The 16,472-nt window shown below is 63.6% G+C and carries 14 protein-coding genes; 7 read left to right on the forward strand and 7 right to left on the reverse strand.

Features of this window, described 5'->3' with window-relative positions; all coding sequences use genetic code 11:
* Positions 1-59: 59 nt before the first annotated feature.
* The 6 genes from B0G71_RS17060 (at position 60) to B0G71_RS17085 (ending at position 7,322) form a co-directional block, all read left to right on the forward strand.
* A complete protein-coding gene (locus B0G71_RS17060; protein ID WP_116142904.1) occupies positions 60-1,670 on the forward strand; it encodes an FMN-binding glutamate synthase family protein in 1,611 nt (536 codons plus the stop codon).
* Positions 1,671-1,888: 218 nt separating this feature from the next.
* Positions 1,889-2,896: a glycine--tRNA ligase subunit alpha gene (glyQ, locus tag B0G71_RS17065; RefSeq protein ID WP_106282303.1), complete on the forward strand. Its 1,008-nt coding sequence runs from the start codon at positions 1,889-1,891 to the stop codon at positions 2,894-2,896.
* Positions 2,897-2,911: 15 nt separating this feature from the next.
* The gene (gene glyS / locus B0G71_RS17070) at positions 2,912-5,011 is read left to right on the forward strand and encodes a glycine--tRNA ligase subunit beta (RefSeq protein WP_116142907.1); all 2,100 of its coding nucleotides are present in this window, start codon (positions 2,912-2,914) and stop codon (positions 5,009-5,011) included.
* 10 nt (positions 5,012-5,021) lie between these two features.
* A complete protein-coding gene (gene gmhB / locus B0G71_RS17075) occupies positions 5,022-5,576 on the forward strand; it encodes a D-glycero-beta-D-manno-heptose 1,7-bisphosphate 7-phosphatase (RefSeq protein ID WP_106282304.1) in 555 nt (184 codons plus the stop codon).
* Between the two features lie 40 nt (positions 5,577-5,616).
* The gene (locus B0G71_RS17080) at positions 5,617-6,375 is read left to right on the forward strand and encodes a 1-acyl-sn-glycerol-3-phosphate acyltransferase (protein WP_116118983.1); all 759 of its coding nucleotides are present in this window, start codon (positions 5,617-5,619) and stop codon (positions 6,373-6,375) included.
* 44 nt (positions 6,376-6,419) lie between these two features.
* The gene (locus B0G71_RS17085; RefSeq protein WP_116118982.1) at positions 6,420-7,322 is read left to right on the forward strand and encodes a M48 family metallopeptidase; all 903 of its coding nucleotides are present in this window, start codon (positions 6,420-6,422) and stop codon (positions 7,320-7,322) included.
* Positions 7,323-7,393: 71 nt separating this feature from the next.
* Here B0G71_RS17085 and B0G71_RS17090 read toward each other — a convergent pair whose 3' ends face one another.
* The 3 genes from B0G71_RS17090 to B0G71_RS17100 all read right to left on the reverse strand — a co-directional run bounded on the left by B0G71_RS17090 (position 7,394) and on the right by B0G71_RS17100 (position 9,413).
* Complete coding sequence (locus B0G71_RS17090) at positions 7,394-7,792, reverse strand: hypothetical protein (protein WP_116118981.1); 399 nt, start codon at positions 7,790-7,792, stop codon at positions 7,394-7,396.
* 26 nt (positions 7,793-7,818) lie between these two features.
* On the reverse strand, positions 7,819-8,205 hold the full coding sequence (gene gloA / locus B0G71_RS17095) for a lactoylglutathione lyase (protein WP_116118980.1): 387 nt from the start codon (positions 8,203-8,205) through the stop codon (positions 7,819-7,821).
* 86 nt (positions 8,206-8,291) lie between these two features.
* Complete coding sequence (locus B0G71_RS17100; protein WP_116142909.1) at positions 8,292-9,413, reverse strand: porin; 1,122 nt, start codon at positions 9,411-9,413, stop codon at positions 8,292-8,294.
* 259 nt (positions 9,414-9,672) lie between these two features.
* Between B0G71_RS17100 and B0G71_RS17105 the strand changes: the two genes are divergently transcribed.
* Complete coding sequence (locus B0G71_RS17105) at positions 9,673-10,608, forward strand: DMT family transporter (RefSeq protein ID WP_116142911.1); 936 nt, start codon at positions 9,673-9,675, stop codon at positions 10,606-10,608.
* Between the two features lie 45 nt (positions 10,609-10,653).
* Here B0G71_RS17105 and rsmA read toward each other — a convergent pair whose 3' ends face one another.
* From rsmA to B0G71_RS17125, 4 genes are all read right to left on the reverse strand, one after another.
* Positions 10,654-11,484 carry a 16S rRNA (adenine(1518)-N(6)/adenine(1519)-N(6))-dimethyltransferase RsmA gene (gene rsmA, locus B0G71_RS17110; protein ID WP_012431739.1) on the reverse strand — a complete coding sequence of 277 codons (831 nt, stop codon included), beginning with the start codon at positions 11,482-11,484 and terminating at the stop codon, positions 10,654-10,656.
* 149 nt (positions 11,485-11,633) lie between these two features.
* Complete coding sequence (gene pdxA / locus B0G71_RS17115) at positions 11,634-12,644, reverse strand: 4-hydroxythreonine-4-phosphate dehydrogenase PdxA (RefSeq protein ID WP_116142913.1); 1,011 nt, start codon at positions 12,642-12,644, stop codon at positions 11,634-11,636.
* 4 nt (positions 12,645-12,648) lie between these two features.
* Positions 12,649-14,010: a peptidylprolyl isomerase gene (locus tag B0G71_RS17120; protein WP_116142915.1), complete on the reverse strand. Its 1,362-nt coding sequence runs from the start codon at positions 14,008-14,010 to the stop codon at positions 12,649-12,651.
* A gap of 67 nt (positions 14,011-14,077) precedes the next feature.
* Positions 14,078-16,444, reverse strand: a complete 2,367-nt coding sequence (locus tag B0G71_RS17125; RefSeq protein ID WP_116142917.1) for an LPS-assembly protein LptD — start codon at positions 16,442-16,444, stop codon at positions 14,078-14,080.
* Between the last annotated feature and the right edge of the window lie 28 nt (positions 16,445-16,472).

Below are 16,472 nucleotides of genomic sequence, written 5' to 3' on the forward strand. Positions count from 1 at the left end.
GTCTGTGCCGGCAGCGCAGGCGATCCCGCCGTGACGGTCCTCACTGCACTGGAGTTCCCATGTTTTCTCGACGTTATCTGGCCATGTGGTGCGCAGCCGTGCTGTTCGCTGTCTGCGCGGCGTTGGCCGACACGCATCACATCTCATGGTTCTGGATCATCGTGCCGCTTGCGCTGGTCGCGCTCGGCCTGTTCGACCTGACGCAGCAGCGCCACGCGATCCTGCGCAATTATCCGCTGTGGGGCCACTTCCGCTTCCTGTTCGAATTCATCCGCCCGGAAATCCGCCAGTATTTCGTCGAAGGCGACACGGACGAAAAACCGTTCTCGCGCGCCCAGCGCAGCATCGTCTATCAGCGCGCCAAGAACGATGTCGACAGCCGCCCGTACGGTACCGAACTCGACGTCAAAGCCACTGCGCACGAATGGATCAGCCACTCGCTCGCGCCGACCACGCTCGAAAATCACGACTTCCGCATCGTCGTCGGACCGGATCGCGCGCAGCCTTATTCCATGTCGATCTTCAACGTCTCGGCGATGAGCTTCGGTTCGCTGTCGGCGAACGCGATCATGGCGCTGAACCTCGGCGCGAAGAAAGGCAATTTTGCGCACGACACCGGCGAAGGCTCGATGTCGAAATATCACCGCGAGCACGGCGGCGACATCATCTGGGAAATCGCTTCGGGCTACTTCGGCTGCCGCAACGACGACGGCAGCTTCAGCGCGGAGAAGTTCGCGAAGCAGGCCGCCGAGCCGCAAGTGAAGATGATCGAGGTGAAGCTCTCGCAAGGCGCGAAGCCGGGTCACGGCGGCGTGCTGCCGGCCGCCAAGATCACCCCGGAAATCGCGGAGACGCGCGGCGTGCCGATGGGCCGCGACTGCATCTCGCCGGCCACGCACTCCGAGTTCTCGACGCCGCGCGGCCTGCTCGAATTCGTCGACCGGCTGCGCACGCTGTCGGGTGGCAAGCCGACCGGCTTCAAGCTGTGTATCGGACATCCGTGGGAGTTCTTCGGCATTGCCAAGGCGATGCTGGAGACGGGCATCCTGCCGGACTTCATCGTCGTGGACGGCGCGGAAGGCGGCACGGGCGCAGCGCCGCTCGAATTCACCGATCACGTCGGCGTGCCGTTGCAAGAGGGTCTGCTGCTGGTGCACAACACGCTGGTCGGCATCGGCTTGCGGCAACGTATTCGTATCGGCGCGAGCGGCAAGATGATCACCGCGTTCGACATCACCAGGACGCTCGCGATCGGCGCGGATTGGGTCAACGCGGCGCGCGGCTTCATGTTCGCGGTGGGCTGCATCCAGGCGCAGACCTGCCATACGGGGCGCTGCCCAACCGGCGTCGCGACGCAGGACCCGGTGCGCCAGCGCGCGCTGGCGGTCCTCGACAAGTCCGACCGCGTGTTCAACTTCCATCACAACACGCTGCACGCGCTGAAGGAGATCATTCAGGCCGCGGGGCTGAAGCATCCGGCGGAACTGCGCGCGCATCACATCGTGCGGCGTGTGTCGTCGCATGAAGTGCGGTTGATGTCGGAACTGCTGAAGTATCTCGAACCGAACGATCTGCTCAACGGCAACCATCGCTACTCGTTATTTGAGAAGTACTGGCCGATGGCGCAGAGCGATTCGTTCTCGCCGAAGGTGGAGTTGGCGGCGACCTGAGCCGGTGGCCGACATGGCCTGCAAGACGCACGACCGAAGACGAAGGGCCGCCACGCGCGGCCCTTTGCCGTCTGGAGCACACTTGAACTCCCGTCCGACCCCGCAAAACGGACACCCCCCTCCCTTTCCGTTAAAATCTACGGTTTAGCACTTCGCTCCACGGCCAGCCCCGCGCGCTTCGGCGCTCACGGCGCGGCCTCATGCCCGAAAGGCACTTCATGCTCACGTTTCAGCAAATCATCCTGACAATGCAGTCCTATTGGGACAAGCAGGGTTGCGCGTTGCTCCAGCCGATCGACATGGAAGTCGGCGCGGGCACGTCCCACGTCCATACGTTCCTGCGCGCGGTCGGCCCCGAGCCGTGGCGCGCGGCGTACGTGCAACCGTCGCGCCGTCCGAAAGACGGCCGCTATGGCGAGAACCCGAACCGTCTGCAGCATTACTATCAGTACCAGGTGGTGCTCAAGCCGGCGCCGGAAAATATCCTCGAACTGTACCTCGGCTCGCTCGAAGCTCTCGGCTTCGACCTGAAGCAGAACGACGTGCGCTTCGTCGAAGACGACTGGGAAAATCCCACGCTCGGCGCCTGGGGTCTGGGTTGGGAAGTGTGGCTGAACGGTATGGAAGTGACCCAGTTCACGTACTTCCAGCAGGTCGGCGGTCTGGATTGCAAACCGGTGCTCGGCGAAATCACGTACGGGCTCGAACGCCTCGCCATGTATCTGCAGAAGGTCGAGAACGTCTACGACCTCGTCTGGACCGAGTGGGAAGAGCAAGGCCCGAACGGCCCGGAACTGCGTCGCCTGACTTATGGCGACGTGTACCACCAGAACGAAGTCGAACAGTCCACTTATAACTTCGAATACGCGAACGTCGAACTGCTGTTTTCGATCTTCAACAGCTACGAGGCCGAAGCGAAGCGCATGATCGAAGCGCAGATCGCGTTGCCCGCCTATGAGCTCGTGCTAAAGGCCGGCCACACGTTCAACCTGCTCGACGCACGCGGCGCCATTTCGGTCACGGAGCGCGCGGCATACATCGGCCGCATTCGCGCGCTGTCGAAGCTGGTCGCGCAGGCCTACTACGATTCGCGCGAAAAGCTCGGCTTCCCGATGCTCGGCAATCCGGTGCACGGCGTGCCCGGCCTCACGACCGACGAACAGGACGCCGCGATGCCCGCGTGGGCGCCGCCGCTCAAAGTCGAACGCAAGATCGACCCGGACTGACGAGAACATCAAGAAATGACTCAACCCCATCAAGCTACCCTGCTCGTCGAACTGCTGACCGAAGAACTGCCGCCGAAAGCGCTCGCGCGTCTTGGCGACGCCTTCGCGGAAGGCATTGCGCAGCGCCTCGCGGCGCGCGACCTGGTCGAAGGCGAACTGTCGTTCGAACGTTATGCCACGCCGCGCCGCCTCGCTGTCACGATCAAGAACGTGCGCGCGGTCGCGCCGGAAAAACACGTGCGGGAGAAAGTGCTGCCGGTTTCCGTCGCGCTGGATAAAGACGGCCAGCCCACCGCGCCGCTCGCCAAGAAACTCGCCGCGCTCGGCTTCCCCGATTTTTCGGTGAGCGACCTGGAGCGCGCGCAGGACGGCAAGGCCGAGGCCTTCTTCCTGCGCTACGCCGCGCCGGGCGCCACGCTCGCCGACGGCCTGCAAGGCGCGCTCGACGAAACGCTCGCCAAGCTGCCGATTCCGAAGGTCATGACGTATCAGCGTCCGGACGGCACCAACGTGCAATTCGTGCGTCCGGCGCATCGGCTGACCGCGCTGCATGGCGAACAGGTCGTGCCGGTGAGCGCGCTCGGCATCGATGCCGACGACACCACGCTCGGCCATCGTTTCCTCTCCGAAGGTTTCGTGCAGATCCAGCATGCGGACTCGTACGCCGAAACACTGCTGCACAAAGGCCACGTGGTGGCGAATTTCGCCGACCGCAAGGAAACCATCCGCACGCAACTGCTCGCGCAAGCGGACGGCGATCAGGTGGTGATGCCGGAATCGCTGCTGGACGAAGTGACGTCGCTGGTCGAATGGCCGGTGGTGTACGCATGCCGTTTCGAGGACGAGTTCCTGCAGGTGCCGCAGGAATGCCTGATCCTCACCATGCAGACCAACCAGAAATATTTCGCGCTGACCGATGCGAACGGCAAGCTGCGCTCGCGCTTCCTGATCGTGTCGAACATCGAGACGTCCACGCCGGGCGATATCGTCGAAGGCAACGAACGCGTGGTGCGTCCGCGTCTGGCGGACGCGAAGTTCTTCTTCGAGCAGGACAAGAAGAAGCCGCTCGCGGATCGCGTGCCGCTGCTCGCGAACGTCGTGTATCACAACAAGCTGGGTTCGGCGCTGCAACGCGTGGAGCGAGTCGAAGCGCTGGCCGGCGCGATCGCCGAACTGATCGGCGCGGACGTGGCGCTCGCGAAGCGCGCCGCGCGTCTGGCCAAGGCCGACCTGATCACCGACATGGTGGGCGAATTCCCCGAGTTGCAAGGCACCATGGGCACGTACTACGCCCGGCACGACGGCGAGCCGGAAGAAGTCGCGCTCGCGTGCTCGGAACATTATCAGCCGCGTTTCTCAGGCGACGCATTGCCGGCCACCGCGACCGGCACCGTCGTCGCGCTGGCCGACAAGCTCGAAACGCTGGTCGGCATCTGGGGCATCGGCCTGCAACCCACCGGCGAGAAAGACCCGTTCGCGTTGCGTCGCCACGCGCTCGGCGTGCTGCGCATTCTGGTGGAGAAGCAACTGCCGGTCGATCTCGTCGAACTGCTGCGCACCGCTTATGCGCAATTCGCCGCAGTGCCGAACGTGACCGATTCGACGCAAGCCATTTACGAGTTCAGCATGGACCGTCTGCGCGGCCTGCTGCGCGAACGCGGCTACGCGCCGGGCGAAATCGACGCGGTGCTGGCGCTGAACCCCACGCGTCTCGACGACATCGTCGCGCGCCTGGATGCCGTGCGTGAATTCGCGGCGTTGCCGGAAGCGGCCGCGCTCGCGGCAGCCAACAAGCGCATCTCGAACATTTTGAAGAAGTCGGAAGGCGCGGCGACCGGCGGCGTGCAGGTCACGCTGCTAGTCGAAGCGGCGGAAAAAGCCCTTCACGCGCAACTCGAACAGGTCGCGCCGCGTGTGCAATCGCAGCTCGCCGCACGCGACTACACGGGCGCGCTAACCGCGCTCGCCGCGTTGCGCGAACCGGTCGACACATTCTTCAACGACGTGATGGTCAATGCCGAAGATCCGGCGTTGCGCGCCAACCGTTTGGCCTTGCTCGGCGCACTGCATCAGCAGATGAATTGCGTCGCCGACATTTCCCGACTCGCCGCCTGAGCCCCCAGCCATGCCGACCAAAAAAGTGGTGATCCTCGACCGCGACGGCGTGATCAACGTCGACTCCGACGCGTTCATCAAGTCGCCGGACGAATGGGTGGCGCTGCCCGGTTCGCTCGAAGCCATCGCGCGCCTGAATCAGGCCGGCTATCGCGTGGCGATCGCCACCAACCAGTCGGGCATCGGCCGCGGCCTGTTCGATATGAACGCGCTCAACGCGATGCATCTGAAGATGCATCGCATGGCGGCGGCGGTCGGCGGGCGCATCGACGCGGTGTTCTTCTGCCCGCATACGTCGGAAGATCACTGCGAGTGCCGCAAGCCGAGGCCCGGCATGCTGAAGATGATCAACGAGCGTTTCGAGGTCGATCCGGAGCACACGCCGGTGGTCGGCGATTCTCTGCGTGATCTGCAAGCAGGCGCGTCGCTCGGCCACCCGCCTCATCTGGTGCTGACCGGCAAGGGCCGCAAAACGCTGGATGCCGGCGGCTTGCCCGACGGTACGATCGTCCACGACGACCTGCGTGCCTTCGCGCTCGACTTCCTCGCCGACGCTCAAGAGTGACGCGCGTCGCGCGCGTCCCCAACCCTCACTGACCACGCCGATGCGCTTCATTCGTTCTTTGCTTCTGCTGATCTATTTCGTTCTGTTCACGGTGCCGTACGCGACTGCATGCTTCATCGCATTCCCGTTCATGCGCGCCGACAACCGCTACTGGATGGCGGCCGGCTGGTGCCGCGCGACGCTGCATACGGTGCGCTGGCTCAACGGTATCCGCTACAACATCGAAGGCTTCGAGAACCTGCCCAACGGTCCCGCCGTGCTGCTCTCCAAGCATCAATCGGCCTGGGAAACGCTGGCGTTTCCGGCGCTGATGCCTCGGCCGCTGTGCTACGTGTTCAAGCGCGAACTGCTGTACGTGCCTTTCTTCGGTTGGGCGCTCGGCATGCTGAAGATGGTTCATATTGATCGCAAGGAAGGCAAGTACGCGTTCGAGTCGGTGATCAGGCAAGGCAATGCGCGCATGGCCGAGGGTGCCTGGGTCATCATGTTTCCGGAAGGCACGCGCACGCCCACCGGCAAGCAAGGCAAGTACAAAACCGGCGGTGCGCGTTTCGCGACGGCCACCGGTGCGCCGGTCGTGCCGATTGCGCACAACGCAGGACGTGTGTGGCCTCGCAACTCGTTTCTCAAATATGCGGGTATAGTCACAGTGTCGATCGGCAAGCCGATCGAGACGACGGGGCTCACGCCCGATGAAGTGAACACGCGCGTCGAACAGTGGATCGAAGCTGAAATGCGTCGCATCGACCCTACTGCGTACCGCGCGGCGGAAAGCAGTTCCGCCGCCGCACCAATCTGACGCGCCCACGCCCTCGAAGGCGTATTTGCGCGAAGCCGAATCCGATGCAGAAGTTTCCTACGCCGCAGCCCGCTGCGGCGCTCGATAACCGGCAACTCGATCTCCCGCTCTTCGCCGAGCCGGGGTCGACGTCGTCGTCCCCGTCACCTTCCGCACCGACGCCGGGCGCTTCGCAGAACTCGCCAGGGGGCCAGCAGCCGGCCGTGCCGCTCGCGCCGGATGGCAGCAAGCTGCGCAGTCTCGCGATCGGCTCACGCACGCTCCACTACGCGCTCAAGCGTTCGGCGCGCCGCTCGATCGGTTTCGCCATCGACAGCACGGGTCTCACGATCACCGCGCCGCGCTGGGTCACGCTCGCCGATATCGAAACCGCGATCACCGAAAAGCAGCGCTGGATTTTCACGAAGCTGATCGAGTGGCAGACGCGTGTCGAACAACGCGCGTTGCCGAAGGTCGATTGGAAAGATGGCGCCGAAGTGCCGTATCTCGGTCAGCCCGTGCGAGTGAAACTCGGCGCGCCGCAAGGCATGCTCGCGTTCAGCGCGCAAGATGCGGCGCTGCAAGTGCCGCTGCCCTTGCAAGCGGATCCGCAGCAGATCAAGGATCGCGTGCAAGGCTGGCTGCAGGGCGAGGCGAAGCGTCTGTTCGGCGAGCGCCTCGCAATTTACGCGGAGAAACTGGGCGTGAACTATCGCGCGTACGCGCTTTCGTCAGCGGCGACGCGTTGGGGCAGTTGTTCGAGTGACGGCAAGATTCGCCTGAACTGGCGGCTGATCCACTTCCCGCTTTCCATCATCGATTACGTCGTCGCGCACGAACTCGCGCATCTGCGTGAAATGAATCACAGCCCACGCTTCTGGCAAACAGTGGAATCGATTTTTCCGGAGTTTCGCGAAGCGCGGCAGACGTTGAAGTCGCATCCGCCGGAATTGTTGCCAACGCTTTAACGCCTCTTTCACGCCTTGAAAACCGGCGCTTCGGTTTGAAATCGAAGCGCCGGTTTGTCACACACTTCAGTTCATTCCGAGCACAAAGTTTCCTGCAGATGACGCCACGTCACCTTGCCGTGCGCGTCGAGATCCATCACCGCCGTGGAGCGCCGCACGTTCGCGTTGCCGGAACTGTCGCGCTGATACTCGCGATATTTCACCACCGCCCCGGACGGATATTCGGCGACGATCTCCCTGTCGCGGATCGTGATTTGCGAGCCTGGACGCGCGCCGTGCAGCTTCGAGAAAATCTCGCGCACGCCGGCGTGATCCAGTGCGACGCCCGACGTCATGACCAGCGTGAATTGCGGGGCGAAGCGCGCCATGATTCGCTGCAGCGCGCCTTCATCGGCGGAACCGTCGAACAGGGCCTGAATTTCGACGTGGATCTCGTCGAGTTCTTTGAAGTAGGGATTGATGTTATTCATTCTTTGACCTCGCCCTGCCGCCGGCCTTATTTCTTCTTCTGGATGAACTCGATCTTGTAGCCGTCCGGGTCCGTGACGAAAGCGATCACGGTCGTGCCGTGTTTCATCGGGCCGGCTTCGCGCACGACCGTGCCGCCTTGTGCCTTGATCTTGTCACAGGCGGCGTAGGCGTCTTCCACTTCGACTGCGAGGTGGCCGAAGCCGGTGCCGAGGTCATACGAAGGCGTGTCCCAGTTGTGGGTGAGTTCGAGCACGGTGCCGTCGCGCTCATCTTCGTAACCGACGAATGCCAGCGTGAATTTGCCGTCCGGATAGTCTTCGCGGCGCAGCAGTTTCATGCCGAGCAATTCGGTGTAGAAGGCAATCGAACGATCCAGGTCGCCGACCCGGAGCATGGTGTGAAGCAGGCGCATTGTGCACTCCCTGTTGCGTGGTAACGAGACCCTCAATTTACCCCGAATCACGCGGCGCTGCAGGGCGTGCCACTTTAAATCAGTACTCAGAACTGATGCCGCAAGCCTGCCATCAGGCCGATCTGCGAGCCCTTCTGCGCGAGCCCCACGCCGTTGACGCCCTGCAGTTGCGCGCCGATCAGACCGCCGCGGTACAGCGAATAGTCGCCTTCCACGTAGACGTCGGTGCGGCGGGACAGGTTGTAGTCGGCGACCAGTTGATATTGCCAGGCCGAGCCGGCCTGCGCGGCGGACTTGCCGTCCTGCAAGGTGCGCCAGACGTTCGCGGCGAAGTGCCATTTATTGCTGACCTGTTGCGAGATGCCGCCCATGATCATGCGGCGCCGCGCGAAGTCCGTGTACTTGAGCGCCGCCAGTACGGGCGCGGTAAATGGCCCGTTGGCGAAATTCGAAAAGCCCGCGTCGTTCTGATTGACGATGTAGCCGGCGGAAAAACGCGTCAGATTCCACGTGTACGCGCCGCCGAATGTCCATGTCTTCGCGGCCGCGCCGTTGACCGAATCTTTCGACACTTCGTACGCGCCGCCGAGGCTGAACGGACCGCCTTCCGGCTTATAAGCCGCGGCCGCGCCGATCTGACTGCCATAAGAATTGCCCGCGTTGCCGCCGAATGCGTAGCCGGCCGCGAATGTGAAGCCGTTGTATCGCGCCTGATATTGCACCTGGTTGCTGGTCCAGATGCCGCCCGTCATGGTGATTTCAGGTTGAAAACTGAAGTCGTACGGGATCCACCAATTGCTGCCGTAGCCGGCCACCGTGACCCCTTCGATCACGACGTTGTACTGCCGCCCGAGGATGATCTGGCCGTATGAATCCGATCGCACGCCGACCTGTGCTTCATTGAAGAATGGCAGCGTGGGATCGCTTTGGCCGCTGTTGATGTAGATGCGGTTCTCGAGCTTGAAGAAAGTAGACCAGCCGCCGCCGAGATCCTCGACGCCCTTCAGCCCCCAGCGGCTCTGCGTCATGCCGCCCGTGCCGAGTCCGATCGACGAATCGCCGGCCTTGTTGACGTGAGTCAGGTAGCGCACGCTTTCGTCGACCACGCCATACAGCGTCACGCTGGATTGCGCGTGTGCCCACTGACACCCCAACGACGCCAATGCCGCGGGTACCGCGACCGCTGCCCACCTGCCTACGTTCTTCATAGCTTCTCCTCGTACAGGCTCCGCGTCGCGCGGATCGAGTTCGCCTGCTTGGAATTTCCCTGACAAAACGTTAGTGGCAGAACCTTAGCGCGAAACGCGGGCCGTGCGAAATTAGTCTGAGGCAGGTGTTGTTAAGTCGGCAAAAACGCTTGCGGCCTCGCTTGCGGGCTGAAAGAAGCACGCGTAGCCAATGGGGTCATCGGCGGCCGGCGTGGGCAGGTTTGCTATCGTACGAGCTGTTTCCGACTCGACACCGCCCATGAGCACCTCCGCCCTGCCCGCACGCCGCGCCCCGGATAGCTTTGCCATCCTGCTGATGATCGGCCTGTGCGCGATCTGGGGCCTCCAGCAAGTCGCGATCAAAAGCACCAATGCGGCAGTGCCGCCGGTCTTCCAGGCCGGCCTGCGTTCGGCGATTGCGTCGGTGCTGGTGTGGGCCTGGGCGCGCTCACGCGGCACGCCGCTCTTCCGCGACGACGGCACCCTGGGCGCCGGCCTGCTCGCGGGCGTGCTGTTCGCGGGCGAGTTCGTGTGCATTTTTCTCGGCCTGACGCTGACCAGCGCGTCGCGCATGGCGGTCTTTCTGTACACCGCACCGTGCTTCACGGCGCTCGGCCTGCACTGGTTCGTCGACGGCGAGCGCATGCGGCGGATTCAGTGGGCCGGTATCGTCGTGGCGTTCGCGGGCATCTCGCTCGCCTTCGCGGACGGGTTCCTGCACGGCCGCGCCGCCGGCGGTTCGCTGCTGGCGGGTGTCGCGGGCGACGCGCTTGGGGTGCTGGGCGGCATCACGTGGGCCGCGACAACCGTGGTGGTGCGCGCCACGCGGCTCGCTCAATCGAGCGCCAGCAAGACGCTGTTTTATCAACTGATGGTGTCGGCGGTGGTGCTGCTCGCGCTTGCGCTCGGACTCGGCCAGGCACATGTCGAAACCGTCACGCCGCTGACCGTGGTGAGCCTCGCGTATCAGGCGGTGATCGTGGCGTTCGTCAGCTATCTGCTGTGGTTCTGGTTGCTGACGCGCTATATCGCGTCGCGCCTGTCGGTGTTTTCGTTTCTCACGCCGCTGTTCGGCGTGACCTTCGGCGTGCTGTTGCTCGGCGAGTCGTTCAGCCTGCGCTTTCTGATGGCCGCCGTGCTGGTGTTGACCGGCATTGCGCTGGTCAATGCACCGGCAAAACGCGTGACGGGCTAGAGCATCGCGTCATTCGAGATCGCAGTCTCGCTACTCCGCCAAGGCCTAGGCTTTGGCCGCCACGATCTGCGCCACGCGCACGTATTCGTCCACCGGCACGTCTTCGGCGCGGCGTTGCAGGTCGAAACCAAGCGCCTCGAAATCCACCGAATCACGATACGCGGCGAGCGTGTTGCGCAACATCTTGCGACGCTGCGAGAACGCGGCCGTCACCACTTCGCCGAGCACGCGCTCATCCACCGGCGCCAACTCATGCAGCTCGTATGGAATCATCCGCACGATCGCCGAATCCACTTTCGGCGGCGGGTTGAATGCTTCGGGCGGCACGTCGAGTTGCTTGTCGATCACGTAGCGGTATTGCAGCATCACCGAGAGACGGCTGAACGCCTTGGTGCCCGGCTCCGCCACCATCCGCTCGACTACTTCGTTCTGCAACATGAAGTGCTGATCGATGACGCGATGCGCGAACGACGTCAGATGAAACAGCAGCGGGCTCGAAATGTTGTACGGCAGATTGCCGACAATGCGCAGCGACGCTTTCTCGCCTGGCGCGGCCAGCGAGCCGAAGTCGAACGCGAGCGCGTCGCCGGCGTGCAGTTCGAGCAGGCCGCCGAATTTCGTCTTTAGTCGGCCAATCAGATCGCGGTCGAGTTCGACGGCGTGCAAGGGCGCTTCCGGCGTGGCCAGACGCTCGATCAGCGGTTCGGTGAGCGCGCCGAGACCCGGCCCGATCTCGACCATGCGCTCGCCGCGTTGCGGCCGGATGACATCGACGATCGAATCGATCACGCCCATGTCGACCAGAAAATTCTGACCGAAACGCTTGCGCGCGATATGACCTTGGTGCCGGCCCTGTTGCTGTCTGCTGGTGGACATCGAAGAAACGCTAAGAAAGAGAACTGCTTAAGAAAAGGAACTGGCTGAGCGGCGCGCACTTGCCGAATGCGCCCGGAGCGCTCGCCAAGCCGCATACGCGGCTGCTAGCGGCAGGATACACGCGAGCAGCGGCACGGCAGCGCCGAGAATCAGCCCGCGCGGCGGTGCTGCGCCATCGACACCGCCGTCTCGATCGCCGCGATCAGGCTGCCCGCGTCGGCGCGGCCGGTGCCGGCCAGATCGAGCGCGGTGCCGTGATCGACCGAGGTGCGGATAATCGGCAATCCGAGCGTGACATTGATGCCTTCGCCGAACGTGGCGTACTTCAACACCGGCAAGCCCTGATCGTGGAACATGGCCAGCACGCAATCGGCCTCGTCCAGATAACGCGGCTGGAACAGCGTGTCGGCCGGGTACGGACCGCGCGCGTCGATGCCTTGAGCCTCCGCGAGCTGCAGCGCCGGCGTGATGACCTCGATTTCCTCGCGGCCCAGATAGCCGTTCTCGCCCGCGTGCGGGTTCAGCCCCGTCACGAGGATGCGCGGCGCCGGCAAGCCGAAGTGATGCCGCAAATCGTGATCGATAATGCGCAGCGTCTCGACAATGCCTTCGATGGACAACGCCGCGGACACATCCTTGAGCGGCAGATGCGTGGTCGCCAGTGCGACGCGCAACGGACGCTTGCCGGTGCCGGCCAGCATCATCACCACGCGCGGCGTATGCGTGCGCTCGGCCAGATATTCGGTGTGACCGGTGAACGGCACGCCGGCATCGTTGATCGTGCTCTTTTGCAGCGGCGCGGTGACGATCGCGTCGAACGTGCCGGCTACCGCGCCGTCGATCGCGCTGTCGAGCAGGTCGAGCACGTAGCGGCCGTTGGCCGCGTTGAGCTTGCCCGCAACGGCAGGCGCTCCCAAAGGCCGGTGCTGCATGCGCACACGCTTGCCGTCTGCCATCAGCGCGCTCCAGTCCACGCCCACGGCGCGCGCGCGTTCGGCGAGCAGGTCTGCGTCGCCCAGCACGGTGAACTGCGCGTGGGGCCAATGCGCCGCCGCGCCCGCCAGTGCCTGCACCGTCAATTCGGGACCGACGCCGGCGGGCTCGCCGGTCGTGATCGCGATCTGCAACGGTGGGCGGGCGGACTGGGTGGCGCTTGTCATGACGTTATTGCGTGCTCGACAGAGTGGGCTTCACTTCCACATACGCGGTGTCGCGCAGTTCGCGCAACCAGTCGGCGTAGGCCTGTTCCGCCTTGCGCTGACCGATGGCCTGGCGCGCCAGATCCATCTGCTGCGAAACCGAACCCTCGGATTCGCGACGGCCCAGCACCTGAATCAGGTGATAGCCGTATTCGCTGCGGACCGGATCGCTGATCTGGCCGTCCTGCAGGTTGTTCATGGCCCGCTCGAATTCCGGCACCGTCTCGCCCGGGCTGATCCAGCCGAGGTCGCCGCCTTGCGACGACGAACCGTCTTGCGAGTAAGTATGCGCGAATTTGGCGAAGTCGCCGCCTGCAGCGATTTCTTTCTTGATTTCAAGCAGCTTCTGACGCGCTTGCGGTTCCGACATGCCGTCGCCGACGCGCAGCAGAATGTGGCGCACGTGCGTTTGCACGAGCTTCGGCGCGTCCGAGCTGGTGCCCTGACCCGCACGGCGATCGACCAGACGCACGATTTCGAAACCGTCGTTGGTGCGGATCAGATCCGGACTGACTTCGCCGGGACGCATCGTCGAGACAGCCTTGACGACTTCAGCCGGCAGCTTCGACGGCGAAACGAAACCGATATCGCCGCCTTTCGATGCATCCGGCGCCTGCGAATTCGACTTCGCCAGCTTGTCGAAATTGGCGCCGCTCTTTGCTTCGGCAAGCAACGCCTGGGCCTTCTGCTGCGCCGCTTCGATATCCGTCTCCGACGCGTTCAACGGCGCCTTCAGGAAAATGTGTTGCAGATGCAGGTCGCTCGTCGCGCCGGCGTTCGGGCCACGCTGACTGGCGATGTAGTTCGCGACTTCGGCGTCCGACACCGTGACCTTGCTGTCCACTTCCTTCTCGCGCAGGCGCGAGAGCGTGAGTTCGGTGCGCGCGTCACTGGTGAACGTGCTCCAGGGCACCCCTTGCGCCTCGATGCGCGAGCGGTACACGTCGAGCGACAGGTTGTTCGCCGCGGCCAGCCGTTCGAGCGTTTTCTGCACGGTGGCGTCGTCGATGTTGATGTTGTCTTCTTTTGCCTTCTGCAACTGGATGCGTTCCAGCACCATCTGGTTGAGCACCTGCTGACGCAACTGGTCCATTGGCGGGACTGGCGCGTTCTGCTGGTTCAGGCGGCGGGTGATCAGGCTCATGCGTTCGTCGAGCTCGCGCCGCGTGATGACACCGTTGTTGACCACTGCGGCAATGGTGTCGACCGTCTGGCCGCTACTGCCGCCCAGCGCCTGCGCCTGCACCGGCGCGACCGACAGGAAAGACGCCGCGGCGGCCAGACCGGCCGCAAGCGTTGCCAAGCGAAGCTTTTTCATGATTGCCACAGATACTCCAATGATGTCGGGCGCGCCTGGCCCGTCTTTTCGCACTTTATAAATGATCGGGCGAGCGTCATTCGTAATTGGTGAAACGCGATTCCGGCGGCGGCGGCGGCGGCAACGGCGTATAGCCCGCCACGCTGGCGCGGAACGCGCTCATCAGCCCGTTGTCGACGCTCGACAAGCCCTTGAACGTCAACTGCGCGAGGAACCGCGTGCTCGACTGATTCTGCCCCGAGGTGTTCAGACCGTTCGCGTAGCGCTGGATCCCCGCGCCGAGCGTCCAGCAATCGGCGTCGTACTGCAGGCCGACCAGACCGTCGACGATGCGATGACCGCCCAGGTCGTAATTGAAACGGCCCACGCCAAACACCCGATGCGTGAGCGGCCATTGCCCCGAGATCAGCACCTGATTGATCGGCTGGTTGTCCAGCGTGGTGTTCGCGCGGGTGTAACGGTACCCGACGTTGATCACCTTGCCGGTGGCGGGACTGAACCCGAAGCCGATGCTCGTCTTCACCAACTGGTTGTTGTCGGCATTATATTGGAACGCCGTTTCCGAAGCGAAACCGGCGCCGAGCTTGAACGACGCGCCCGCGATCAGGTCCGAATGTGTGGCCTGCGTGCTGGTCTGCGTAGGCTGCAGCGTGACGCGCTGGTCCTGGAAATAGTACTGCTGCGCGATCACGAAACGCGCCCGCTCGTCGCCCGTGGCCGCGTCGATGAAGCGCGTGGTGAGAGCGGCCGTCAGGCGGTTCGCGTCGGCGATCCGGTCATTGCCGACGAAGGTGTTCGGCGTGAAGATTTCCGCCAGGCCGAAGTCGGAGTCGGCGGTGTCGAACAGCGGCGCGGATTCCTGATTGCGATACGGCGTGTACACGTAATACAGGCGCGGCTCGAGCGTCTGGATGTAATCCTGGCCGAAGATGCGCACCGAACGGTCGAAGATCAGGCCCGTGTCGAAGGTGAACGTCGGGATCGATTCGGTGAAGTTCTTCGGCGTGCCGATCGGCACGTCGTCGTGAATATTGCGCAGGTTGTACGACGCAAAGTGCCACTGCACCTTTGGCGTGACGAAGTAACCCGGCCCGACCACGGAATACGCAAGGTACGGGTTGAACATCACCCGCTGACCTTCGGTCTGGTCCGCGGTGGTGATGGTGAAATTCGTGTAGTCGGCTTCCGCGCCGTAGTCGAAGCCGCCGACGTTGTACTTCGCGTACTTCACGTTCAACTGCGGCTCGCGGCCGTACGGCGCCGTTGAAGGCTCCAGCGTCTGCCAATGCTGTTCGCGCGCGAGCACCGACCACGGGCCGTTGCTGTAGGTCAACCCGGCTTCCTGTTGATACAGGAGCTGGGTGCCGTTCATGAACTGACTGACCGACGACGACAGGTCTTCCGGATACGTGTTGTCCGAAACCTTGTTGTAGTAAATGTAGCCGCCGAACCCGTTGCCGAAGTTCTGGTTGTGCTGGATATACAGCGCGTAGCGGTTGGTCTTGGTCAGATGATCGTCCGGCAGGAACTCGCCGGTGATCGAGCCGGAATACGTGGGCGACAGATAACGGAACGTGGACTGCAACTGCACGCCGCGCTTGGAGATCACACGCGGCGTCACCGTCAGATCGCGATTCGGCGCGATATTGAAGTAATACGGCACCGACAGTTCGAAGCCGTTCGACGAACTCAGCGAGAACGTGGGCGGCAGAATCCCGCTGCGCCGCTCGCCCGAAAGCGGAAACGACAGCCAGGGCGAAGCGAACACCGGCACGCCCTGGAAGAACAGCACGCCGTTGTGGGCGACGCCTTCGTCCGCGCCGGTATCGAAATCGAACTCGCTGCCCCTGATGTACCAGGCCGGATCGTCCGCGCACGCGCAGGCCGTGTAAGTGCCCTTCGTGAACACCGAGCGCTCGTTGTCGAGCAGGTCGACGCGCTCCGCGCTGCCCGAGCCGCCCGTCACGTTGAAGTGGTACTTCGGCGCGGTCATGAAACCTTCGCTCGAATCCACCCGCATGTGCGCTTCCGGGCCGACGAACGAACTGCCGTTGTTGACCACGTGGACCTGGCCGTACGCATCGGCCATGTCCGTGTCCTGGTCGTAGTGCAGCGCGTCGGCCTTGATCACGACCGTATTGCGGCGCACCTCGGCCGAGCCCTTGGCGGCCATGTCCTGGTCGCTGGTGCCGGTGGTCGCGTCGCCGAGCACGAACGTGGCTGGCTTCTGGCCTGTCTGCAACGGATGGTCTTCGAGCTGCGGGGCGAGTTGCATGCCCCAGGGCGCGTCGATAGGTTGCGGCTGCGCGGCTTCCCCCACCAGCTGGGCGTGCGCAAGCGCGGGCATCAGGCCCGGAACGGCGATCAACGCCGCGACGAGCCGCCTTTTGCGCGGCACAACAGCACAAGAGGGAGTCGTTTGGGAAAGCTGTCTAGGCGGCATGTATCGTTTGGCGAATCGGCTCGTCCGT

It is taken from the genome of Paraburkholderia sp. BL27I4N3 (assembly GCF_003386115.1).
In the GTDB taxonomy this organism is placed as follows: Bacteria; Pseudomonadota; Gammaproteobacteria; order Burkholderiales; family Burkholderiaceae; genus Paraburkholderia.